This is a genomic window from Chitinilyticum piscinae, from assembly GCF_015223195.1.
Taxonomy (GTDB): domain Bacteria; phylum Pseudomonadota; class Gammaproteobacteria; order Burkholderiales; family Chitinibacteraceae; genus Chitinilyticum; species Chitinilyticum piscinae.
The window spans coordinates 17,093-39,721 of record NZ_JADFUA010000010.1 but is presented as its reverse complement, the minus strand read 5'-3'; the positions used below and the strand labels follow the sequence as shown (position 1 = coordinate 39,721).

Sequence of the window (22,629 nt, the reverse complement as noted above, 5' to 3'; positions counted from 1 at the left end):
CGCATGTCAGCCCCCGGCCAGTTGCCGGACGATGCTGGCAACAAAGAAAAACAGCGCCAGCAGGACCAGCCAGAGTGCGGTACGCAAATTCTTACTCATGGCCATGCTCCAGCGCCTGGGCGCGCAAGCCCTTGCGCACCAGCGCGATATCCGGCGGGCTCTCCCAGGTGTGATGCGGAGCCGGAGTCGGCACGTCCCATTCCAGCGTATGGGCCCCATCCCACGGACGTTCGTCTGCCGGCCCGTAGCGTGCCCGGATGCACTGGACAACGTTGTAGATGAACAGTATCTGGGCCAGCCCGAATAACAGGGCGCCGACGGTAGCGAGCTGGTTGAAGTGGGTGAATTGCAGCGCGTAGTCGGGAATGCGCCGCGGCATGCCGGCCAGCCCCAGGAAATGCATCGGGAAGAACGTGATGTTGAAGGCGATCATCGACCACCAGAAATGCAGCTTGCCCAGTGGTTCGCAGTAGTTGTTGCCGGACCACTTCGGCAGCCAGTAGTACACCGCGCCAAACAGGCTGAACAAGGCGCCGGCCACCAGCACATAGTGGAAATGGGCCACCACGTAGTACGTGTCCTGCATCTGCGTGTCGACCGGGGCGACCGAGAGCACCAGCCCGGAAAAACCGCCAACGGTAAACAGGCAGACAAAGCCCACCGCAAACAGCATCGGGGTTTCGAAGCTCATGCTGCCCTGCCACATGGTGGCGATCCAGTTGAATACCTTTACGCCGGTGGGGACGGCGATCAGCATGGTCATGAACATGAAGAAGAGCTGGGTCACTGCCGGCATGCCGACGGCGAACATGTGATGCCCCCAGACCAGAAAAGACAGAATGCCGATGGCGCAGGTGGCATAAACCATCGACACGTAACCGAACAGCGGCTTGCGTGCGAAGGTCGGGATGATCTGGCTGACGATGCCGAATGCCGGCAGCGCCATGATGTAGACCTCCGGATGGCCGAAGAACCAGAAAATGTGCTGGAACAACACCGGATCACCACCACCGGCAGCCTTGAAAAAATGCGTGCCGAAGTGACGGTCGGTCAGCAGCATGGTCACGGCACCGGCGAGTACCGGCGCTACTGCGATCAGCAGGTAGGCCGTGATCAGCGAGGTCCAGGCAAAGAGCGGCATCTTCAGCAGCGTCATCCCGGGCGCACGCATGTTCAGCACCGTGACGACGATATTGATCGAGCCCATGATCGAGCTGATGCCAAGCAGATGAATGGCAAAAATGGCCAGATCCATCCCCATGCCACCCTGGATGGACAAGGGTGGGTAGAAGGTCCATCCCGCGGCAGCGGCACCGCCGGGAACCACCAGCGAAATCAGCAGCAGGGCGGCAGCCGGGGGTAGCAGCCAGAAACTCCAATTGTTCATCCGCGCAAAGGCCATGTCCGGGGCGCCCAGCATCAGCGGCAGCATCCAGTTTGCCAGGCCGGTAAATGCGGGCATGATGGCGCCGAACACCATAATGACGCCGTGCAGGGTTACCAGCTGGTTGTAGAACTCGGGGTGCCAGTACTGCAGGCCGGGCTGGAACAGCTCCAGCCGGATGCCCAGCGCCATCAGACCTCCGGTAAAGAACATTGCGGCGGCAAAGCACAGGTAGAGCGTGCCGATGTCCTTGTGATTGGTCGCGTACAGCCAGCGGCGCCAGCCGTGGGCTGTCGCGTGACTGCTGTCATGCGTGTGATCATTCATCACTTGCCCTCCTGCTGGCGCGCGGCCTTGACGACCGCAGGTTGCAGCAGATCACCCCTGCTATTGCCCAGTGCATTGCGCTCGAAGCTGATGACTGCCGCGATATCGACCTCGGAGAGGCTGGTCCAGGCCGGCATGGCATTGCGGCCTTTCAGCACGATGGCCAGATGTGCCTCGATCGGCCCATTCACGATCTTCGAGCCGTGCAGTGCCGGGAATGGACCGAGTCCTTCGCCATGGGGCTGGTGGCAGGTCGCGCAATTTTCCGCGTAAACGCGCTCGCCACGTGCCAGCAGCTCCTCGCGCGTCCAGTTTCGGTCCGGATTGCCTGCCTCGGCTTGCTGGCGGGCCTGACGCGCGCTGGCCCAGCTGCGGAATTCATCCTTGCTGACCACCTTGACCACCACCGGCATGAAGGCGTGATCGCGCCCGCACAGCTCGACGCACTGGCCGCGATAGGTGCCGGTCTGTTCGGCGCGGAACCAGGTATCGCGGATGTAGCCGGGAATGGCATCCTGTTTGACCGCAAAGGCCGGTACGCCCCAGGAATGGATGACATCCTGACTGGTGGTCAGAATACGTACCTTTGTATTGACAGGGACGACAAGTGGTTCGTTGACTTCCAGTAGATACGTCGATGATTTTCTGGGCGGGGTGCCTGGGGAATAATTCTCGATCTGCGCCCGCTCGGTGGCGAGCCGGCTTTTGAAGCCGAAGCCGTGGTCGAGGTAGTCGTACTGCCATTGCCACTGCATGCCGGTGACCTTGATCGTCAGCTCGGCGCCACGATTGTCCTTCTGTGCCAGCACCACCCGGGCAGCCGGCCAGGCCATCACGGCGAGGATAATGGCAGGAATGAGCGTCCAGGCGATCTCGACGGTGGTGTTTTCGTGAAAGGGGCGGGCTTCGTGTCCCAGCGAGCGGCGATGGCGCAGGATGGCGTAGAACAGGGCGCCAAACACGATGGCGGCGACGCTGAGAATGACGATCATCAGCCAGACATGTAGCTCGCTGATGTCGCGGGCGATCGGCGTGACGGCGGGCTGGAAATCCCAGATTGCTGCATTCGCTGCAGGCACCGCTAGAATGGGCAGCCCGCGCATGATCTGCTGCATGGAGCCTCCGCTGCGGATCGGGTTGGTTTTTCCACGCTAGGCGAAGACTTTGCCAAATACAAACCATTGAATAAGAAGGGTTATTTTGCTGCTTTGCAGCAATGACCGTCGGTCGGAAGGAGGGAGGCACAGAGCTCGGAGCTGGTCTAAATGAGCAGAAAGCTGCGCACTTTCTGCGCAGATGAACAGGAGGTGCATCATGGATCTGCACATGGACAATCTGGACCGGCATTTTCAGATGCCGGGCATCCGCAAGATCGACGCAGGCAGACCGCTGCAATGGCTGGGGCGCGGCTGGCAGGACATGATGCGTCATCCGGGGCCCAGTCTGGCGTATGGCGTGCTGGTGGTCGCGGTGGGGGCAATCCTGCTGGCGCTGGCCGCAGGCTATCCCTATCTGCTGACGACCTTCGTGACGGGATTTCTGCTGCTGGCCCCGCTGGGAGCGGCGGGCATCTACGAACTGACCAGCGAGCGGGATGAAGGGCGCGAAACCTCGTTCGCCCAGTCGCTGCGCGACATGAAACACAACTTCGGCCAGCTGGCATTTTTTGGCGTGGGCCTAGGCATGATTGCCATCGCCTGGGAACGCACATCGGCCATCCTCTTCGCGCTGTTTTATGGCGGAGGCGGAGTGGGGATGGATGCGATCCTGCAGGCGCTGACCGGGGAATTTCTGACCTTTACGCTGATCTGGGCCGGCTTGGGTTTTGTGCTGGCACTGGTGGTGTTCGCCCTGACTGCGGTATCGATCCCGATGCTTGCTGATCGCGATATTGATGCCGTGACTGCTATGATGGTAAGTCTGCGTAGCGTGGGCGACAATCTGGTGCCGATGCTGATCTGGGCAGCCTTGCTGGCGGTGCTCACGGCCATTGGTTTTGCCACGATGATGATCGGATTGATCGTGATCTTCCCGTGGCTCGGGCATGCCACCTGGTATGCCTACAAGGATCTGGTCGAGAAGTAGGCCGTTCTGCCCGTGATGGCGGGCCACGGTTTACCCGGGGGCGGTCACCCCCTGTGCAGGTCGCGTCTCCGCTCCGGGGCGCGACCTTTTTCAATGCATGGCGATTGGGTTTGGCCTTTGGCCGTGAATCAGCATTCTTGCAGCGCCAAGTAGACTTGCAGCGGCACCCAGGCATCGTTGCCGGCATAACTCAGTTGCGCGTCGCTGTAGGGCAGCTTCGACCAGTTCGACGTCGTCACCTTTTTCGATTTGCGCAGATACTGCCCGAATACACGAGCGACAGCCTGCACCGCGCCGACCGTGATGCGCTTCTCGCTGGCGAACAAGGTGCCGGCGTCAAGCACGCTGGCGCAGTGCACGCCGAGGCGCTCGCGTAGCCGCCGGAGATCCTCGCCGGTCTCGAAGCCGATCAGACTGACCTTTCCCGACTCCAGCAGCATTTTCAGTTCTTCGGGCAAGCTGTGGTTCAGCACCGGAAACAGCCAGGCGTGCCTTGCCGTGGCCAACTGCAGCAGATGCGGGCCGTCGCTTTTCTGGCCGGGGTGAAAGGTTGGTCGTGATTCGGTATCAAAACCGACGACCGTACTGGCCTGCAGGTCGGCGAGTGCGGCGGCGAGCTGTTCGGCGGTTTGAACCAGCGTGATCTGTGCCAGCGGCAGGCCGGGATAGACCGGATAGGTTTTCAGCTCCTCACGCGGGATCTGGCGGGATTGGTGCTTGGGTATGTGGCTAGTAGCGTTGTTTTTATTTGCTTCCATTGATATACCCTTAAAAAACAAAAAGCCCGGCGCGCGGCCGGGCTCTTGTTGTGATGCTCAGGCGCTGTACACGACCTTGCCCTTGACCACCGTGTGGCGCACGCGGCCGACCACTTCGTGATTGAGGAAAGGGGTGTTCTTGCCGCTGCTCTTGAGTGCCGCCGGCGTGACTTGCCAGGCTTCACCGGCATTGAACAGCACCAGGTCGGCGCGCATGCCGACCGACAGGCCCGCTGCGAACCCCAGCGCCTTGGCCGGAACGGTACTGATCTTGGCCAGTGCGGCCGGCAGGCTGATGCCGTTGCGGCTCGCCCAGGCCAGCGTCAGCGGCAGCAGCAGCTCCAGACCGGTCGCACCACGCTCGGCCTGTGCAAAGGGCAGCAGCTTGCCGTCGTCGTCGACCGGCGCATGGTCGGAGCAGATGATGTCGATGGTGCCATCGTTCAGCGCCGCCACAATCGCGTCACGGTCGGAGACCGCGCGCAGCGGTGGGTCAAAGCGGAATTGCGAGTCGAAGAAACCGATATCCACGTCGGCCAGATGGATGTGGTTGATATCCACATCGCAGGTCAGCGGTAGGCCTTCCTGCTTGGCCGCACGGATCAGCGCCAGGCCGTCCGCGCTGGAGATGCGGGCGAGGTGCACCTTGCAACCGGTGGCCTTCACCAGCTGCAGGATCTGTGCAATGGCGATGGTCTCGGCAATCACCGGAATGCCGGTCAGCCCCAGGCGGGAGGCATAGGGGCCGTCGTGTGCGACGCCGTCGTTCACCAGGCTGGCTTCTTCCGGGCGCAGGCGCAGCTCGAAGTCGTAGTTGGCGGCGTATTGCATGGCGCGATACAGCACCTGCAGATCGGCAATCGGTACATCGCCTTGCGAAAACGCCACGCAGCCGGCGTCTTTCAGTAGCGCCATCTCGGTGATCTGCTTGCCCTTCAGGCCCACGGTCAGCGCGCCGACCGGGTAGACGCGGGCAAGGTCCAGTGTCTTGGAGCGCTGGCGCAGCATGGTAACCAGACCGACTTCATCGAGCGCCGGATCGGTATCCGGTGTGCAGACCACGCTGGTCACGCCGCCGGCCACCGCCGCAGCCATCTCGGACGCCAGCGTTGCCTTGTATTCATTGCCCGGTTCGCGCAGGCGCGCGGCAAAATCCACGAGGCCCGGCGCGACGATTTGGCCGCTGGCATCGATGACTTCGTCAGCCACAAAACCGGCCGGCGCAGTACCGATGCCCGCAATCTTGCCGTTCGCGACGAAGAGGTCGGCCTGTTGCTCGGTGCCGGCCAGCGGGTCAACCAGGCGGCCGTTCTGGATGTGGATGTTTTTCATTATTTCGCACTCCGCTGGTTGGCCGTCACGATGGAAAGCACCGCCATGCGCACGGCGATGCCAAAGGTCACCTGCGGCAGGATCACGGCTTGTTTGCCGTCGGCGACGACCGAGTCGATCTCCACGCCGCGGTTCATCGGGCCCGGATGCATCACGATGGCATCGGGTTTGGCCAGCGCCAGTTTTTCCTCGGTGAGACCGTAGTACTTGAAGAATTCCTGCGTGCTGGGCAGGTAGGCGCCGCTCATGCGTTCGTTCTGCAGGCGCAGCATCGCGACGACATCCACGTCCTTCAGGCCTTCTGCCATGTCATGGTAGACGTGGACGCCCAGTTGTTCGACGGCGGTCGGCAGCAGGGTTTTCGGCGCAATCACGCGGATTTCCGGGCAGCCCAGCGTCGAGAGGGCGTGAATCTGCGAACGGGCAACGCGCGAATGCAGGATGTCGCCGACAATCGCCACGCGCAGCTTGGTGAAGTCCTGCTTGTAATGCCGGATGGTGAACATGTCGAGCATGGCCTGTGTCGGGTGTGCATGACGGCCATCGCCGGCATTCACCACCGAGACCCCGGGCTTCACGTGGCGGGCAATCAGGTGGGCCGCGCCCGACTCGGAATGGCGCACGACAAACAGATTGGCGCCCATCGCTTCGAGGTTGTGAATGGTGTCGAGCAGCGTTTCGCCCTTGGCGGTGCTGGAGGCCTGGATGTTCAGGCTCGACACGTCGGCCGACAGGCGCTTGGCGGCGATTTCGAAGGTGGTGCGGGTGCGGGTCGAGTTCTCGAAAAACAGGTTGAAGACCGAGGTTCCGGCCAGATCGGTGAATTTCCTGTTCACCAGTTCGCCGCCTTCAACGAATTCGGCGGCTTTGTCGAGAATCTGCGTGAGGATCTTGCGTGACAGGCCTTCGGTTGTCAGCAGGTGGATCAGCTCGCCCTGCGCATTCAGTTGCGGGTTAAGCATCGGTGTCTCCTTGCGGCACGTCCATCCGGCTGGCCGGATCGATCGCACTGTCGGGGGTGTCAAAATAGGTTTGCAAAATCTGCATGGCAGCAACCTGGTCAAGCGCTGGTTTCTGCTTGCGGCCACGCACGCCGATCTCGTTGAGGTGCTCGGTCGCCGCGGCAGATGAAAGGCGTTCGTCCACCAGCAGCGTAGTCAGCCCGAAACGGCCGTGCAGCCGGCGCGCAAAGCGCGTGGTCTGCTGCGTCATCTCGGTGGGGGTGCCGTCGACATGCGTGGAAAGACCGACCACCAGCGTATCGGGTTGCCATTCCTTGAGCAGTTTCGCGATGCGGGCAAAGCGCGTGTCGTTGTCGACGGCGGCAATGGTTTCCAGCGGGTGGGCAATACCCAGCTCGGTGCTGCCCATGGCCACGCCAATGCGGCTGGTGCCGAAATCGAAGGCCATTACGCAGCCCATTGCATACCCCTTAGTGGATGTGTTTGCAATGGTTGGAGTTTATGGCTTGGAGCTGGATACCCTTTGCTATTGCGCTCAGGCATGTCCGGCTTCCTGCGACAGCATCGAGTAATTCACCCCCAGCAAGGCCAGCGCGGCGTCGAAGCGCTCTTCCGGGGGCTTGCCAAAGATGATGGCCGGATCGGCCTGCACGGTCAGCCAGGAATTCTGCACGATTTCGTTTTCCAGCTGGCCGGCTTCCCAGCCGGAATAGCCCAGCGTGATGATCAGCTGTTCCGGGCCGTGCCCTTCGCCAACCGCCTGCAAAATGTCCTTGGACGTGGTCAGCCCCAGCTCGTCGCTCACCGCGAGTGAAGATTGCCAGCTCCCCAGCGGGCTGTGCAGTACAAAGCCACGATCGGTCTGTACCGGGCCGCCGAAACAGACCTGCTGTTCGGCCACATCCGGTCGGTGCAGTTCGGTGTCAATCTGCTCGAACAGCTGCGTGAGCGTGAGATCCAGCGGCTTGTTCACGATAATGCCCATTGCACCTTTCTCGCTGTGCTCACAGACAAAGGCCAGTGCCCCGGAAAACAGGGGGTCAGTCAGGCCGGGCATGGCGATCAGGAAGTGATGGGTGAGGTTCATGGTCTGCGCTTTTTCCATGCGCGGGATTATCGCACAGTCGGCCGGCAAACTGCGCGCGATCGCGGCGGTCTTGCCGCTGATACGGCATCGCCAGCACAATGCGGCATAGCCGAATCAACGCCGGAGTTCGCATGGATTCTTTCTTGCCAGACACTGAACAATGGCCTCCTCCCGACTGCCCGCCGCTGGCCTGGCCAGCGCTGGAAGGCGCCGCTACCCGCCTGGACTGGTATCGCCGCACGATCAATGCCTACGCGGAACTGTGGGGTGATCATCCCGCCGCGCCGGTGCTGGCTCCGGTTAGCGAGGCCGCACTTGCGGAGCTGGAGCAGCGGCTGGCTTGCCGCTTGCCCCAGGCTTTGCGTGAGTGGCATCTGCAGTTTGGCGTGCTCAAGCTGGGCGAAACCCTCTGCAGTGTGGCCCCCGCAGGCTACACGCCCATCGAGCCGCTGCTGGATGCTTTTCCGGGGTTTCCGGATTTGTGCGACGAAGCCCCTGAGCTGCTGGCGCTGGCTGAAGAGCTGGTGACTTTCGGGGATTATCTGGGGAATGGCAATCTGTTCTGCTTTCATCGGGAAAGCGGTGAAGTGTATTACTTCGATCATGACGACAATGCGTTGCTGACCCTGTTTTTTACTGAAGTGGAGACCTATCTGGATGCGCTGATGCTCCGCACTCTGGGCGAGATCCACGATGACGATGCCGCTGCCGAGCGGCTGCTGACCGAGCGTTTCGGCGCTGTGCTGGTGCGCAAATGGCTGTACTGAAGGAGCAAGGCATGTCACCCGTTCTGGTCTGGTTGCGCCGCGATCTGCGGCTGCATGATCACGCGGCGCTCTACCACGCGCTGAAATCCGGCCAGCCGGTGATTCCGGTATTCGTGTTCGATACCGACATCCTCGCCGGCTTGCCGCAGGATGACCGCCGCGTCGAATTCATCTGGGAGAGCCTGAAGCAGCTCAAAACCGAGCTGCTGAAACACGGTGGCGATCTGGTGGTGCGTTATGGCCGCGCGGTTGAGCTGATCCCGCAACTGGTGGCCGAATTTGGCGTCAGTGCCGTCTATGCCAATCACGATTACGAGCCCTCTGCGATATACCGTGACCAGTGTGTGGCTACAGCCCTTGCAGAGAAAGGCATTGCACTGCATACATTCAAGGATCAGGTGGTGTTCGAGCGCGCCGAGGTGCTTAGCAAAACCGGCGGCATGTATTCGGTGTTTACGCCGTACAAGCGCGCCTGGCTGGCGCAGCTCAACGATTTCTACCTCAAGCCCTATCCGGTCGTGCGCTACCTACAGCAGCTGGCGCGATTGCCGGCGCAGTATTTTCCAAGCCTGAAAGAGCTGGGCTTTGCGCGCAGCAATCTGGGCGAGCTGAACATGCCGGTGGGGCTTGCGGGTGGTGAGCAGCTGTTTGCCGACTTCTGCCAGCGCATCGATCGCTACCACGAAGCGCGCGACTTTCCGGCGGTGAAGGGGCCGTCGTATCTGTCGGTGCACCTGCGCTTTGGCACGGTCAGCGTGCGCGAGCTGGCAACTTACGCCTATCGCCACGGTGGCGCGGGGGCCGAGACCTGGCTGTCCGAGCTGATCTGGCGCGAGTTCTACATGCAGATACTCTGGCACCGACCCGAGGTGGTCGAGCACGCCTTCAAGCCGGAATACGATGCCCTGCCGTTTCCGAACCGCGAGGACTGGTTTGCCGCCTGGTGTGAGGGAAGGACAGGGTTTCCGATTGTCGATGCCGCGATGCGCCAGCTGAACCAGACCGGCTACATGCACAACCGCCTGCGCATGATTGTAGCTAGCTTTCTGGTGAAAGATCTGCTGATCGACTGGCGCTGGGGTGAGCGCTATTTTGCCGAGAAGCTGATCGACTTCGATCTGGCGGCAAACAACGGTGGCTGGCAGTGGGCGGCCTCGACCGGCTGCGATGCGCAACCGTATTTCCGCATTTTCAATCCGGTGAGCCAGTCGGAGAAATTCGACAGCGAGGGCAAGTTCATCAAGCGCTATTGTCCCGAGCTGGCCATGCTGCCGGCGAAAGCCATCCATGCCCCCTGGTTGTCGAAGCCGCTGGAAATGCAGGCGGCGGGCATCACGCTGGGCGTTGATTACCCGCTACCCATCGTTGAGCACGCGGTGCAGCGTGAAGCAGCACTGGCGCTGTTCAGGCGGTAAGCGGCATGCCGGTGGCGGGAAGGTGGCCCAGCTCCAGCTGGGTGGGGGTGCTCTCCGGGGTATGCACGTAGGCGCAGTTACGCCCATTACGTTTGGCGCTATACATCGCCTGGTCCGCCCGGCGGTATACCGGCGCAAACGGTTCCGCATCCTGGAAATAGGCAATGCCGATGCTGAGGGTAACCGGTTGCTCGACCAGGCCGCTGCAGGCGGCGCGGATCGCATGGCGCAGGCGCTGTAACAGGCTGGCAAGCTGATCTGGGCGACCGCCGTACACCAGCAGCGCAATTTCGTCGCCCCCGATGCGCACTGGCAGATCATCACCACGGCAATGCTCGCGCACGCAGGCACCCATCGCGGCCAGAATGGCATCACCGACTGGGTGCCCGTAGTTGTCGTTGATCTGCTTGAATTCGTCGAGATCAAAGAGAATCAGAGTCAATTGTTCCTCATGGCGCAGGCAGCGCTGTTGCAGAGCCGGCAATGCAGACTCCATGTACTGGCGCGTGGCCAGTCCGGTGAGGCCGTCGAAATTGGCTCGTTGCTCCAGTTGCTGCAAGGTGGTCTGCAGAGCCTGCTCGGTGCGGATCTGCACGCTGATCAGGTCCACACTGCTGCGCAGCAGGCTGAATACCACCGAAAATAGCAGCACCATGCCGACCGTATGATCAGCCAGCGGGTTGTTACTGCTGACCTCGGGAAGAGAAGGTGACTGCAGGTGTTCGACAATGCGCAGGCTCTGTGCTGTGATCTGCAGGCACAACGCGGCCAGCAGCAGCCACAGGATGCGATAGGCCGGCCGCTCGTGCGTGATGAGCCAAAGCTGGCGCACGATGCTCGCCAAGAGGGGAAGTTGCAGGGCAGTGAACACCACGATGCGTTGATGCAGATTGGCGCCCTGCGCGACCGCAACGGCATAGAGCAGCGTAAACAGCAGGGCGAACAGCAGACTTTGCTGTGGATGCCATGCGGGCGGACGGAGGAAAAAACGGCGCAAGCCCTGCTCGTAGAAAGCCGGAGCCAGTAACAATAGCAGTGTGTAGAGCACCGGTAACCACTGCTGTGGTGCCACAGCCTGTACCAGTACCAGCAACCAGGCCAACCCCATGCACCATTCGGTCAGCACCCAGTTACCAAAGCCCGGCCCGGTTCGTCGTGTGCGCCAGACCAGCCAAAGTAGCGTGCCGATCCCGAGATGGATCGCGCCGGTGAAGAAGGTCAAGGCCTGCAGCTGGCCTGGGGCAAACAGGGTGGGCATCGGGGGAGCTCAATCAGGGAGCATTTCCGGACGATGGTATCCAAGCATCTGTTGAAATACAAATGTAAACGTCGTGCAATTCACAGTTTGATGCTTGCCTGATGGTGACGATATCGTGAATCCGGTATGGTTTATCCGGTTTCTTGTTAAGTAAGCAGGCCGCGCGCAGGCAGGGGAGAGTTTCAATGGGGATGTTCGCGACACTGTTCGGGGCGGGAGCAAACGCAGGCACGCGCCCTGGTCCGGGTTTTTCCGCGCTGCTGGAGCAGCATGCGGTTCTGGGCATGCTCAAGCAGATCGTGCTGGCGCAACGCGTTCCCGGTGATATCACGCAATGGGATTGCGATATGGATCGCGGCCTGCTGATATTGGGAGATGGTTTCAAGGCCCGACCACAGATGATCGGATCGGGTAGCGCAGAGAAAAACAGCTGGTTATGGCCCTGGGCCAACCGCTTGCTCGGGCCGCCGTTGAAATATCAGCAGGATGTGTTGCAGCTCAAGGCGCTGGGCGAGGAGCAGGGTATCCCCGAGTTCACCAGCAAGGAGCTGCAATTCGGAAGCAGGTTGCAGGCGGAGCATCTGGCGCTCATCGCGGCCGGCATCTGCGGGCGCCATGGGCTGGTGCGCACCTCATCGACGCTGGCGTATGGCACGGTCCACAGCTGGTTCACCCTGAGCGATATGCTGCCGCTGACTGCGGCGGAATGTCATGCCGGCAATCTGGTCGCGGCGATCCGCCGGGCTGCAGCGTGTTGTCCGGTGAACCAGCGCCGCATGGTCGAGCATTTTTTCAGTCAGCTCGAACTGGCTGCTCAGCCTGAGCCGGAGGCGCTGGTGGTGAGTTTGCCGGAAGGCGGGACGCTCCGGCTGAGCTTTGACCGCAAGGAGCGCATCAGTGCCATCAGTCTGGATGGCCAGAGTGTTCCTGTCGCCGCACCGCAATAATCAATCCGCATGTTTCATTTCAGGAGTAAACGATGGGCCTGTTTTCTTCGCTGTTTGGCGGCAAATCCATCCCGGCGACGCCAAGCTTTGCCAGTTTGTTCGAGGAGCATGCCGCGATGGGGATGCTCAAGCAGCAGGCCTTTGCGCGGCACATTGGCGAGGGGGATCGCTGGAATGCCGATCTTGATGCCGGCACGCTGTCATTCGACAACGGCTATACGGTGCCGGTGCAGCTGCTGGGCACCGAATCACTGCTGAGCCAGACTTGGCTGTGGAGCTGGGCGAATGCCCAAATGGGTCTGCCTGATGCCGCGATGAGTGACGCGTTGGCGCTGCGCCAGCAGGGTGAAGATCAGAACATCGCCGAGCTGGCGCAGAGTCAGATCGATGTGGATGAACACGTTGATGGCTACCGACTGGCACTGGTCGCGTGTGGCGTGCTTGGGCGTGGCGGTTTCTATCGCGGTGGCTACGACAACGGTGCGGCGTATCTTCTGGTGCAGGATGCGCCGCCGCTGGACGCGCAGGATGAGGGCGCCATGCAGCTCATCGGCGCGATCAACCGCGTGATCAGTGAATACGAGATCAATCATCGGGCGATGTTGCAGCATTTATTCCGCCAGCTGGGCTACCCGGCGGTACCGGATCGGGACGATTACACCATCACGCTGCGCAGTGGCGAGCCGCTGACGATCCGCTTCAACGAGCGCGATCTGATTGCAGGCCTGGATTCGCAACTCCGCGTTGCTGCAGTTTGATGTGGGTATATGGCTGCATCGATTTAAAATCAAGGTTTATGGATTAATACATTAATGAGTATATCGGGTGAGACCTCATCCGCCACGCTGCCGGATCTGCAGCGTACCGCCGATGCCATCGAAAGCAGCCTGCTCAATTATCTAGACCGGCAGTGGAGCACGCCATGGACGCCGGGCCGGTTGCAGGTGGGCAGGGAGGGCATGCTGAAGTTGCGCTATCGCGCGGCGGCCGGAGGGATGGGGGTACGCTGTGAAGTCGAATTCAAGCGTTTTGACAACCCGCATCCGCCGCAGCCGGCTGATGCCCTGCTGCAGCGTCTGGCGGATGGCCCCAATCTGCGCAGCGGTACACCGGAGGGCGAAGCGGCGTGGCTGCGCGAGCTTTTTGCCGAGTTGATGCGCCGGATTGGCCGTTTGCATGCCGATCGCAGTGCGATTAACCATTTTGATTTCTCGCTCTACGTCTGGCTGGATATCCATCTGGGTGGCCAGTTGCAGCTTAGCGGCCGACGCATGCTGATCGACGAGGCTGCCCGATTGGCGCTGCTGGCAAAACAGCAGGCCTTCGCTGGCACCGATCTGGCGGACGATCCCGAGCCCTTGCGCACGCTGAGCTGCTTTGCCGGCAATCTGTTCGACGATCTGCTGGCGCCCATCGATTACGCCGCTTTGCATTCACGCCTGTATTTTGTGGATCTGCTGGTGGGCGAGGATCCAGTCTGGGAGGAGCGCTGGCAGAGCAGCTTCAATTCCGCCGCCAAAACCTGGTTGCGGCGCTGGCTGGGGCACTGGTTTGCGGTGACCGGCATGGGGCGCGAGCTGCGCAATTATCAGCGCCGGGAGGACAGCGTGACGGTGCCGGGGCAGGAGGCCGCGTTCGCGATGCTGCTGTTCGAGCGCCTGCTCAAGAAAGCGGATGCCTACGACCGCGAGCAGCTGCAGCTCTATTTGCAACTGCTCGCCCAGCTCGGCATCGCGGCGGCCGCGCAGTTGCTGCAGCAGGGGAGTGGCGGCTTGCCGCCGCATCTGCAGCGGCTGGAGGCTGGCTGGGGTACCGTCTGCGCCAATGACATCCGCGCAGAGATTGCCATCGAGCTGCATGACGACGGCCCCGAGGGCTTCGCTGGCGCGTTGCAGCAACTGCTTGCAATCATTGAGGGCGGCTTCCCGCGCAACTATCAACTGGTCTACACCAGTCGTGCCCGCAGCTTGCTGCCGGTCGCCGGGCTGGCCGAGAGCGGCACGCACCATTTCTTTGCCGATGCGCTGCGCTTTGCCGAGCTGCACCCCTTGCTCGACCGTTACGCCCGCACGGCCATGTTCGAATATGCCTGGTACACCGATGGCGAGCCGGGCGGGCAGGAATTGATGCCGTCGAGCTACGCGGTATTCGGGCTGGCGCTGGCGTCGCCGGACGCCGCCAGACTGCTGGCCCGCTATTGCGCGCTGGTTGATGGCGGCCATCAGCCGGCGACGACACCGTTCCTGCTGGCGCTGGTGCGCCGCTACGGACTGGCCGAGGCGACGCTGCCGATGCTGGTGGATGTGGCGCTGACAGCCTGCTATATCAGCGATCTGCCGGAGCAGCTAGCGCAGTATTTGCAGCCGGGCGATCGTGAGCGGCTTGAAGCCGAGCTTGCGCGCCGTGAACTGGAAGACGACGAGCTGGAGCAGGTGCGTTACGCCTTTTTCGGGCGTGCCGGAGTTGCCGCATGAGCGCGAAACCGTTTCCGGTGGAACGCTGGCAGCCCTTGCGTGCACTCGGCGAGTTATTCTGCGGGCCCTGCGGGCGGGCATCGCTGACGATTGAGCTGGCTCCCTACGAGCTCGACGGCGACGAGGTCGATAGTCCGTTGCGGCTGGACCAGATCGACTTGCCGGTTGACGAGTTGTTCGAATTGGCCGGGCGGACATTCGAGTTCCCGCTCAATCCGGAGGAGGGGTTTATCGACGGCTCGGTTTATCTGCGCACCCGGCATCATACGGTGGATGTGTTGCAACTGGCCTTTTGTGTCGAGGAGGCCGGTGAATTGCCACTCAAGGTGACTGGCTGCATTGCTCCCGAGCCCTGTTCCCTTGACTACGCCGAGACGGATTTCGTGCTGGAAACCCGGCTGATCCTGCCTTGGCGGGAGACTGATCTGCCGGCCGTCGCCAAGGCCGCCATTGCGGCTTGTGGTGCCAGCAAGCCGGCTGATGCTGGGCGGGTGATGGCCAGTCTGAAAAACGACCCGCGCTGCAGCGAGTGGCGCGGGGCCCTGCACGCGCTGATTAAGCAGATCCTGCATGACTGAGGTTGTCTGGTGTATACGGGTGCACGTATTGGCGTAAAGGCTAATATTATCAAGGCGCAGAATCGTATACGCTGGCGGTGTCTGATGGTGGTGCGCAGAATCTGTGCGCACGCATGCCGCATGCGCGGTCCATCAATGAGTTGCACAGAGGGCCAAGAGGTCGACCGAGATGAATGTCTTTAAATCCCCTGCCTGGAACAGGCTTGAGCGCAACTGGCAGAATGGTTTTGATACTCTAACCCTGTACGAGCAGGAAACCATCGCTTTGTACTGGCTGGAAACAGAAACCATGAATGGCACACTGGATCAATTTTTCTGGAACAGTTCAGGCGATATGGCCATGCTTGCTGTTTCCGGACTAAACCGGGTGCAGGCGCCGCTTACGCTGGCCGCGTTGACCTCCGCGCTCGCCGTGTTCGGGGATCAATATTCGCTCGAACGCACTGAGCGCCATGCCGCGCTTGAAGTCATCGAGGACCAGTATGGCCCAGACGTGTTTCTCGATGCCAGCCGGATCATTCAGGACCTTCCCGAAGATTTTGTACTAGCCGCGGTAGAGCAACTCGCCACGCTGTATGCACAGCAGGACCGTTCGCGTGCCGCCTGAATCCGGCAACCGCCGCAGCCCTTTAGCTAGAGCTGAAGCGGGCAGTCGATTTTTCGATGAGTTTATAGAAGGCTAGCCGGAAACAAGACCCGTGCGCCAGGCAGTGAGGGGCTGTGCTGCACTTTCTGATCCGCGTTACTGGACCTAAGAGATCTCCCAGACAGAGTGGATATCCGGCATCTGCTTCTCTACTAGCCGCCAGGGCTAGCGCAACATCGCCGGCATGACCTCGTTCCAGTCGCCACAGTTTCAACGGGGGCGCAGGAGCTTAGCGTGGCCGGATGCGGTCACTGCCGACCCATTCGTCCCAGCCGTTGTCATAGCCATCGTAATGGATGAAGGTGTGTGGGCCATTCACCTGGATGACGGTAGCGTTGTACCACTTGTTTTTCCATTTGACGAGCACGGCATCACCCAGTCGGTATGCACTATTTTGGGCAGCTGGTTGCGCTGGATTGCGCGTATCGCCATAGCCCGGAGTATCCCAGCTCAAATCCCATAAGCCGCGTTTCTGATTCCAGCTCAATCGGTAGACTCCGCCAACCCCAACCAGGTATTCAACCTGGCCGCGATTCTGGGTGGCTATCCGGAATTTGGCGCGATTCACACCTTCAGTAATTGTGTAACTCTTGTTTTCGTAAGGGGTTAATGATTGCTCTTTCCAGGTGCCCCGTGCAGGGTCATAGGTCTGGAACTGAAGAGTAATATCCGAGTTGTTATAAATGGCGAAGCTGCCCGCGAATGCAAAGGCAGCACACAGCGATAGAAGCAATGTGGTGGCAAGGCGGAGCAGAAACATCATTGGGAGTTCCTTTTCGTGGCTAGCGAACTGATGAGTTTTTGCTTTATAGCTGGCGGAGCAAGACAGGCAAGCATTTTTCCAAGTATTGACTGTGAATGACAGCCCAATTCACCAGCGGGCGCTCGGGGCTTCAGTGAAAAGCAAAACGATCCAGTGCGTGCCAGCACATCGTGCCAACGACGCCCCATAACAGCAGGGCACTGCTCAGGTGAAGCCAGCCCAGCCGCGGGCTGAAGCGCTGGGGCAGACCGCCGCTGGTGAGCAGCCTGACGATCAGGCAATCCCAGCCGAACACCAGTGCAAACATCCACAGTCCGGTGGCGCCGCGTGCCAGCAGCGAGGTGTCTGCAGGTACCAGCAGGGTAAAGAGCGCGAGGTAGAAGAGGGCATTTTTCGGATTGAGCAGGCCACTCAGCAAGCCCGTGCGAAAGCTCGGGCTCGTCTGCTCAGGTGCGTTTCCGGCCTCGCCCAGCGTCAGGCAGGCATGTCTTGCCTGCCAGAATTGCCAGCCCAGCCAGGCCAGATAGGCGCAGCCCCCCCAGTACAGCAAGGCATACAGGATGCCATCTTCACGGATCAGCGCGATGCCCGCGACAGCCAGGAGGATGAAGACCAGATTTGCGATGGCGATGCCGGCGGCCAGGCGTATTCCGGCGGTCCGTCCCTTGCTGAGCGATTGTTGTACCAGCAGGAAGAAATCGGGACCGGGGCTGAGCAGTGCCAGGAAATGCGCACTGGCTATGGCCAGAAAATGTTGCCAGCTCATGATGGCTTCCTCGGAGGTGAAAGCCGCAGTATCGCGAGGTAGAGTCAGAGGGTATTGCAGGAAATTGCGCAGCTCTGCAGTCGCTGGTACTCACCCGGGGTCACCGAAACCCGCTGTTTGAAGGCGTGGACGAAATGGCTCTGGTCGGCAAAGCCCAGCTCACTGGCAAGTTGTGCCAGCGAGCTGCAGTCCGGCAGGCGCTGTCGTGCGGCATTGATGCGGCAATCGAGCAGGTAGGCGTGGGGTGTCAGCCCTGTCCGGCTCTTGAAGGTGCGCACCAGATGATAGCGGCTGACCCCGGCAAGGCCGGCCAGTTCGGCTAGTGGCCAGGGCTCGGCTGGATGGGCCCGCAGCTGTTGCTGTAGAAGTGAAACCCAGTCTGGCTGCTGTTGCGTGGCGGGCAGCAGTCCCCGGATGACCAGTCCGGCGAAGTCGATCAGCTGTGCTTCTTTCAGCTCGGCGGGGGCCGGGCTGAATAGCAGGGTATTGAGTTCGCAGAAGGCACGATAGAGCAGCGGATCATTTTGCCAGAGCGCTCTGGCTGGTACGAGCTGTTGCGGACCTGCCGGCTGATCTGCTTCGGCAAAAAGCTGGATTAACCAGGCTTCGTCCAGGTACAGCATCTGGTAGCTCCATGCACAGCCGGGAGCGGGATTGCAGGAGTGCACCCAGTGCGCGGGGATGACGACCACATCACCGGCTGCCAGGGGGTGCGCGGGCTGCCCGGGTAGCAGCAGGATGCTGCTGCCGGCATCCACTGTGCCGATGGAAAGCGCCGGATGCGAATGCGGCCGGTAGCATGCGCGGCTCTGTTGCGCCCGGCGGCTTTCGGCGAAGGGCAGGGCGGGGTCGCGCCAGAAGTGCTGGGGGGGTGCCGGTCTGCGGGGCATGGGCAAAAAGAAAGGGGCGTTGCCGCCCCTGGTACCCCTTATTCGGCCGTAACGCCGGCGCCGTGCGCCTGCTGGTCGGCGAAATACGACGAGCGCACCATCGCGCCCACGGCCGCGTGCAGGAAGCCCATTTCATAGGCCTGGGTTTCCCATTCCTTGAATTTGTCCGGGTGCACGTAGCGCAGCACCGGCAGGTGGCCGTTGGACGGCTGCAGGTACTGGCCGATGGTGAGCATGTCGATATCATGCTCGCGCATGTCGCGCATGACCTGAAGCACTTCCTCGTCGGTTTCGCCCAGGCCCACCATGATGCCGGACTTGGTCTTCACGTGCGGGTACATGGCCTTGAAGTCTTTCAAGAGCTTCAGCGAATGCAGGTAGTCCGATCCCGGGCGGGCCTGCAGGTACAGGCGCGGCGCGGTTTCCAGATTGTGGTTCATCACGTCGGGCAGTGCATTGCCGAACAGCTCCAGTGCGATTTCGAGACGGCCACGGAAGTCCGGCACCAGCACTTCGATCTGGGTTTTCGGTGACAGCTCGCGGATTTTCGAGATGCACTCGACAAAGTGCTGGGCGCCGCCGTCACGCAGGTCGTCGCGATCAACGGAGGTAACCACGACGTAATTGAGCTTGAGCGCAGCGACCGTTTCGCCCAGATTCTGCGGCTCCTGCGGGTCGAGCGGATTGGGGCGGCCGTGACCGACGTCGCAGAAGGGGCAGCGGCGCGTGCAGATGTCGCCCATGATCATGAAGGTGGCCGTGCCCTTGCCAAAGCATTCGCCGATGTTCGGACAGGTCGCTTCCTCGCACACGGTGTGCAGCTTCTGGGAGCGCAAAATGTCCTTGATCTCGTAGAAGCGGCTACCGGAAGTCGGCGCCTGCACGCGGATCCAGTCCGGCTTTTTCAGCTTTTCTTCCAGCGGCACGATCTTGATCGGGATGCGCGCGGTCTTGGCCTCGCCCTTGTGCTTGACGCCGGCGGCATTCGAGGGGGTTTTGCTGTCGTTGCTCATGATGGGAATCCGGTAGAACGAAGGCCGGGTCAGCCTTGCCTGCTGATTTGTTGAGTAATTTTGTCGGCCATTTTAGCGGCTAACGACGCCGGTGTCTCGGCAATGCCGAAATCGGCCATCTGGGTGACGGCCAGTCCCTGGTAGCCGCAGGGGTTGATGTAGTGGAACGGCGTGAGGTCGAGGTCTACATTGAGCGCCAGCCCGTGATAGCAGCGGCCATTGCGGATGCGCAGGCCCAGCGAGGCGATCTTGGCTTCTTCGAATTCCATCTGCACGTACACGCCGGGCGCATCGACCTTGCCATAGGCGGTGATGCCGTAGTCGGCCAGCAGGCCGATCACCGCATTTTCCAGCATGCGCACGTATTCGCGCACGCCCAGGCCCAGCCGCTTGAGGTCGAGCAAGGTATAGACCACCAGCTGGCCCGGGCCGTGATAGGTCACCTGCCCGCCGCGGTCGATCTGCACCACGGGAATGTCGCTGGGTATCAGGATGTGCTCAGGCCGGCCCGCCTGGCCCTGAGTGAATACCGGGGGGTGTTCCAGGGTCCAGATTTCATCGGGGGTATCTGCTTGCCGGTTCATGGTGAATTCGCTCATGGCGGCAAGGGTGGCTGGGTATTCGACGAGGCCGAGGTGTTTGATCAGTGGAGACATCAAAAGCAGTCACAGCGACAGCCGGGGCTGGCCCCGGTGGTTAATCGGTTTGGGGTTACAGCACCAGCTTCACCAGCGGATGTGCGCGCAGTGCAGCATCCAGCGCCCGGAACTGGTCGGCGGTTTCGACAGTCACCGATAGCGTGGCCGAGTAATAATTGCCCGAGCTGGATTCCCGGATACTGATCAGCTCGCCGTGAAAGCCGGGTACGTGCAGGATGGTCAGCTCCAGCAAGGCGGTGTGGAATTCGTCGCGGGCGACACCCTTGTGGCTGACCGCCTTGGCGGGGATGAGGGCCGGAAAATCCAGCAGGTCTTCCAGACGTGCCGAAGCAGGGAGCGATTGGGGCGATGTGGTCTTGGTCATGCAAAATCCTTGCCGGCGCGCATGACGCCGGTTTTAAAGTCCTGATAATACAGGAAAAGCTGTCGGTAGAGCGAGCCGGGGCTGCCAGTGCCCACCGGCAGCCCATCCAGGGTGGTGATTGCCAGTACTTCCTTGCTGGATGAGGTCAGCAGCACTTCATCGGCATTGCGCAATGCTGCTTCGCTGATTGCGGCCAGTTCGACAGGAATCCCGTGTGCTTGCGCCAGCTCGATCACCACGTCGTACGTGATGCCGGTCAGCATCTGGGTCGACGGGGGTGGGGCGCGCAGGATACCTTCTTTCACGATGAAGATGTTGCTGGCAGCCCCTTCGGCAAGCTGGCCGTCGCGAAGCAGGATGGCTTCCGCGACACCAGCGTCGACTGCCGCCTGCTTGGCCAGCACATTGGCCAGCAGCGAGATGGCCTTGATGTTGCAGCGCTGCCAGCGCAGATCCTCAATGGTGATGGCGGACACACCAGTTTCAACCTGCTCGCGAGCCGGCGCCGGTAATTCGTCGGCAAACAGGAAAACGGTCGGAGTGGTGGCTGCCGGGAAGGCGTGGTTGCGTGGCCACGCTACGCCGCGGGTGACCTGCAGGTAGATTTGCTGATCTTCGAAGATTTCCTCGTTGACCAGGCGGCTGATCAGTTTGTGCCACTCGCTACGGGTATGCGGGTTGGTCAGGCCGATTGCGGCAAGGTTGGTGTCAAGCCGGTCCAGATGCTGATCCAGCCGGAATACGTGGCGGCCATAGACCGGAATCATCTCGTAGACGCCGTCGCCGAACAGGAAGCCGCGATCCATTGGTGAAATCGCCAGCGAATCCAGCGGGGCAAAGCGGCCGTTCAGGTAGGCATTGAAGGTGGGCAGGGGCATGGCAGTCTCCACGCGGGAAGAGAGGATGCCTTCAGTGTAGCCCTTGTGCCGGACAGGACGTATGCCTGTCCGGGTATGGGCTTGTAGGGCCTAACAAATAACTGATTGCGTCAGATACCCGTGCTCCAGACTTAGCCGAAGAGGCCCTTGAACCACAGCTTGATCGCATCCCAGGCGCGGCCGAAGAAGCCGGCTTCCGGGACGTCATTCAGTGCGACGGCCTTCAGTTCGGTCAGCGGTTTGCCATCCAGTGTCACCTTGACGGTACCAACCTGCTGACCGGCTTTCAGTGGCGCGATCAGCGGTTCGGTCGTGACCAGTTCCAGTTTCAGTTTCTGTGCGTCGCCCTTGGGAACCGTGATGTAGCGGTCTTCGAGGAAGCCGACGCCCACTTCATTGCTCTCCCCCTTCCACACCCTGGCCTGGCTGATCGCCTGCTTGGCCGAATAGAGCTTGGGGGTGTCGAAGAACTGCGTGCCCCAGTTGAGCAACTTGCCCGATTCGGTGGCGCGAACTTCCGGGCTGCTGGTGCCGACGACGACGGAAATCAGGCGGCGGCCGTCACGGTGCGTCGAGGCGACCAGATTGTAGCCTGCCGATTCGGTGTGGCCGGTTTTCATGCCGTCGACATTCGGGTCGCGGTACAGCAGCAGATTGCGGTTGGGCTGGCTGATATTGTTGTACTTGAATTCCTTGATCGCATAGATCGGGTAGAACTCGGGGAAGTCCTTGATGATGGCCTGTGCGATGATTTCCAGATCACGCACGGTCATGTAGTGGTTCGCGCCTGGCAGACCGGTGCTGTTTTCGAAGTTCGAGCCGGTCATGCCCAGGCGTTTCGCTTCCTTGTTCATGACCTGGGCGAAGACTTCCTCGCTGCCGGCGATGGCCTCGGCCAGTGTCACGCAAGCATCGTTGCCGCTCTGCACGATCATGCCTTTGATCAGGTCATCGACCGTGGCGGGTACCTTGGGATCGAGGAACATGCGCGAACCTTCGGTTTTCCAGCCTTTCTCCGACACGGTAAGTTTCTGGTCGAGCTTGAGCTTGCCCTCCCGGATGGCCTTGAAGGTCACGTAGGCGGTCATCAGCTTGGTCAGCGAGGCCGGCTCGATACGGGTGTTTTCGTCCTTGACGGTCAGTGTCTGGCCGCTTTGCGCGTCGATCAGCAGCCAGGCGCGGCCGGCAATGTCGGGAGCAGGAGGCGTAAAAGCCTGGGCGAGACCGGCAAACAGCAGTGAGACAGAGACGAGCAGGGTACGGGACTTCATGGGCG

The 22,629-nt window shown here is 61.1% G+C and carries 25 protein-coding genes; 8 read left to right on the top strand and 17 right to left on the bottom strand.

The features are described from left to right. Window positions 1-6: 6 nt before the first annotated feature. The 3 genes from INR99_RS17510 to coxB are packed head-to-tail and all read right to left on the bottom strand — an operon-like array spanning window position 7 to window position 2,826. On the bottom strand, window positions 7-99 hold the full coding sequence (locus INR99_RS17510) for a cytochrome oxidase small assembly protein (RefSeq protein WP_228098336.1): 93 nt from the start codon (window positions 97-99) through the stop codon (window positions 7-9). Further along, on the bottom strand, window positions 92-1,711 hold the full coding sequence (gene ctaD / locus INR99_RS14235; RefSeq protein WP_194117037.1) for a cytochrome c oxidase subunit I: 1,620 nt from the start codon (window positions 1,709-1,711) through the stop codon (window positions 92-94). The genes INR99_RS17510 and ctaD overlap by 8 nt, the downstream gene beginning before the upstream one ends. Next, window positions 1,711-2,826: a cytochrome c oxidase subunit II gene (gene coxB, locus INR99_RS14230; protein WP_228098335.1), complete on the bottom strand. Its 1,116-nt coding sequence runs from the start codon at window positions 2,824-2,826 to the stop codon at window positions 1,711-1,713. Before coxB ends, ctaD begins: the two co-directional genes overlap by 1 nt. Before the next feature lie 199 nt (window positions 2,827-3,025). Here coxB and INR99_RS14225 point away from each other — a divergent pair, with 199 nt between their 5' ends. Then, entirely contained in the window at window positions 3,026-3,796 is a 771-nt protein-coding gene (locus INR99_RS14225) for a DUF2189 domain-containing protein (protein ID WP_194117036.1), read from the top strand. 128 nt (window positions 3,797-3,924) lie between these two features. On the opposite strand, the gene INR99_RS14220 is transcribed toward INR99_RS14225, so the two are convergent. The 5 genes from INR99_RS14220 to INR99_RS14200 all read right to left on the bottom strand — a co-directional run bounded on the left by INR99_RS14220 (window position 3,925) and on the right by INR99_RS14200 (window position 7,953). Next, window positions 3,925-4,554: a 3'-5' exonuclease gene (locus tag INR99_RS14220; RefSeq protein WP_194117035.1), complete on the bottom strand. Its 630-nt coding sequence runs from the start codon at window positions 4,552-4,554 to the stop codon at window positions 3,925-3,927. A gap of 57 nt (window positions 4,555-4,611) precedes the next feature. Next, window positions 4,612-5,886, bottom strand: coding sequence for a dihydroorotase (locus INR99_RS14215; RefSeq protein WP_194117034.1), 1,275 nt, complete (start codon window positions 5,884-5,886; stop codon window positions 4,612-4,614). Continuing rightward, a complete protein-coding gene (locus INR99_RS14210) occupies window positions 5,886-6,848 on the bottom strand; it encodes an aspartate carbamoyltransferase catalytic subunit (protein ID WP_194117033.1) in 963 nt (320 codons plus the stop codon). Before INR99_RS14210 ends, INR99_RS14215 begins: the two co-directional genes overlap by 1 nt. Continuing rightward, the gene (gene ruvX / locus INR99_RS14205; protein WP_194117032.1) at window positions 6,841-7,308 is read right to left on the bottom strand and encodes a Holliday junction resolvase RuvX; all 468 of its coding nucleotides are present in this window, start codon (window positions 7,306-7,308) and stop codon (window positions 6,841-6,843) included. The genes INR99_RS14210 and ruvX overlap by 8 nt, the downstream gene beginning before the upstream one ends. 75 nt (window positions 7,309-7,383) lie before the next feature. Further along, on the bottom strand, window positions 7,384-7,953 hold the full coding sequence (locus INR99_RS14200) for a YqgE/AlgH family protein (protein ID WP_194117031.1): 570 nt from the start codon (window positions 7,951-7,953) through the stop codon (window positions 7,384-7,386). 113 nt (window positions 7,954-8,066) lie between these two features. On the opposite strand from INR99_RS14200, the gene INR99_RS14195 reads away from it, so the two are divergent. Continuing rightward, window positions 8,067-8,702, top strand: coding sequence for an SMI1/KNR4 family protein (locus tag INR99_RS14195; RefSeq protein WP_194117030.1), 636 nt, complete (start codon window positions 8,067-8,069; stop codon window positions 8,700-8,702). 11 nt (window positions 8,703-8,713) lie between these two features. Next, a complete protein-coding gene (locus INR99_RS14190) occupies window positions 8,714-10,117 on the top strand; it encodes a cryptochrome/photolyase family protein (protein WP_194117029.1) in 1,404 nt (467 codons plus the stop codon). Here the strand turns inward: INR99_RS14190 and INR99_RS14185 are convergent. Beyond that, entirely contained in the window at window positions 10,107-11,375 is a 1,269-nt protein-coding gene (locus INR99_RS14185) for a GGDEF domain-containing protein (RefSeq protein WP_194117028.1), read from the bottom strand. The genes INR99_RS14190 and INR99_RS14185 overlap by 11 nt on opposite strands. Window positions 11,376-11,560: 185 nt before the next feature. On the opposite strand from INR99_RS14185, the gene INR99_RS14180 reads away from it, so the two are divergent. The 5 genes from INR99_RS14180 (at window position 11,561) to INR99_RS14160 (ending at window position 15,981) form a co-directional block, all read left to right on the top strand. Then, window positions 11,561-12,322 (top strand): DUF6882 domain-containing protein, encoded by a 762-nt coding sequence (locus INR99_RS14180; protein WP_194117027.1) that lies wholly within the window; start codon window positions 11,561-11,563, stop codon window positions 12,320-12,322. Between the two features lie 32 nt (window positions 12,323-12,354). Then, entirely contained in the window at window positions 12,355-13,080 is a 726-nt protein-coding gene (locus tag INR99_RS14175; RefSeq protein WP_194117026.1) for a DUF6882 domain-containing protein, read from the top strand. A 54-nt stretch (window positions 13,081-13,134) separates the two neighbouring features. After that, window positions 13,135-14,796 (top strand): DUF6138 family protein, encoded by a 1,662-nt coding sequence (locus INR99_RS14170; RefSeq protein ID WP_194117025.1) that lies wholly within the window; start codon window positions 13,135-13,137, stop codon window positions 14,794-14,796. Then, on the top strand, window positions 14,793-15,374 hold the full coding sequence (locus INR99_RS14165; RefSeq protein WP_194117024.1) for a hypothetical protein: 582 nt from the start codon (window positions 14,793-14,795) through the stop codon (window positions 15,372-15,374). The genes INR99_RS14170 and INR99_RS14165 overlap by 4 nt, the downstream gene beginning before the upstream one ends. A gap of 169 nt (window positions 15,375-15,543) precedes the next feature. Beyond that, a complete protein-coding gene (locus tag INR99_RS14160) occupies window positions 15,544-15,981 on the top strand; it encodes a DMP19 family protein (protein WP_194117023.1) in 438 nt (145 codons plus the stop codon). 268 nt (window positions 15,982-16,249) lie between these two features. Here INR99_RS14160 and INR99_RS14155 read toward each other — a convergent pair whose 3' ends face one another. From INR99_RS14155 to INR99_RS14120, 8 genes are all read right to left on the bottom strand, one after another. Then, window positions 16,250-16,783 (bottom strand): Tudor-knot domain-containing protein, encoded by a 534-nt coding sequence (locus tag INR99_RS14155; protein WP_194117022.1) that lies wholly within the window; start codon window positions 16,781-16,783, stop codon window positions 16,250-16,252. A 130-nt stretch (window positions 16,784-16,913) separates the two neighbouring features. Next, window positions 16,914-17,549, bottom strand: a complete 636-nt coding sequence (locus INR99_RS14150; protein ID WP_194117021.1) for a LysE family translocator — start codon at window positions 17,547-17,549, stop codon at window positions 16,914-16,916. Window positions 17,550-17,593: 44 nt separating this feature from the next. Next, complete coding sequence (locus INR99_RS14145) at window positions 17,594-18,439, bottom strand: helix-turn-helix transcriptional regulator (RefSeq protein WP_194117020.1); 846 nt, start codon at window positions 18,437-18,439, stop codon at window positions 17,594-17,596. 38 nt (window positions 18,440-18,477) lie between these two features. Next, window positions 18,478-19,452: a lipoyl synthase gene (lipA, locus tag INR99_RS14140; protein ID WP_028452199.1), complete on the bottom strand. Its 975-nt coding sequence runs from the start codon at window positions 19,450-19,452 to the stop codon at window positions 18,478-18,480. Window positions 19,453-19,481: 29 nt separating this feature from the next. Beyond that, on the bottom strand, window positions 19,482-20,108 hold the full coding sequence (gene lipB / locus INR99_RS14135; protein WP_194117019.1) for a lipoyl(octanoyl) transferase LipB: 627 nt from the start codon (window positions 20,106-20,108) through the stop codon (window positions 19,482-19,484). 55 nt (window positions 20,109-20,163) lie between these two features. Then, the gene (locus tag INR99_RS14130) at window positions 20,164-20,475 is read right to left on the bottom strand and encodes a YbeD family protein (protein ID WP_194117018.1); all 312 of its coding nucleotides are present in this window, start codon (window positions 20,473-20,475) and stop codon (window positions 20,164-20,166) included. Next, a complete protein-coding gene (locus INR99_RS14125; protein ID WP_194117017.1) occupies window positions 20,472-21,353 on the bottom strand; it encodes a D-amino acid aminotransferase in 882 nt (293 codons plus the stop codon). Before INR99_RS14125 ends, INR99_RS14130 begins: the two co-directional genes overlap by 4 nt. Window positions 21,354-21,484: 131 nt before the next feature. After that, the gene (locus INR99_RS14120) at window positions 21,485-22,624 is read right to left on the bottom strand and encodes a D-alanyl-D-alanine carboxypeptidase family protein (protein ID WP_194117016.1); all 1,140 of its coding nucleotides are present in this window, start codon (window positions 22,622-22,624) and stop codon (window positions 21,485-21,487) included. Between the last annotated feature and the right edge of the window lie 5 nt (window positions 22,625-22,629).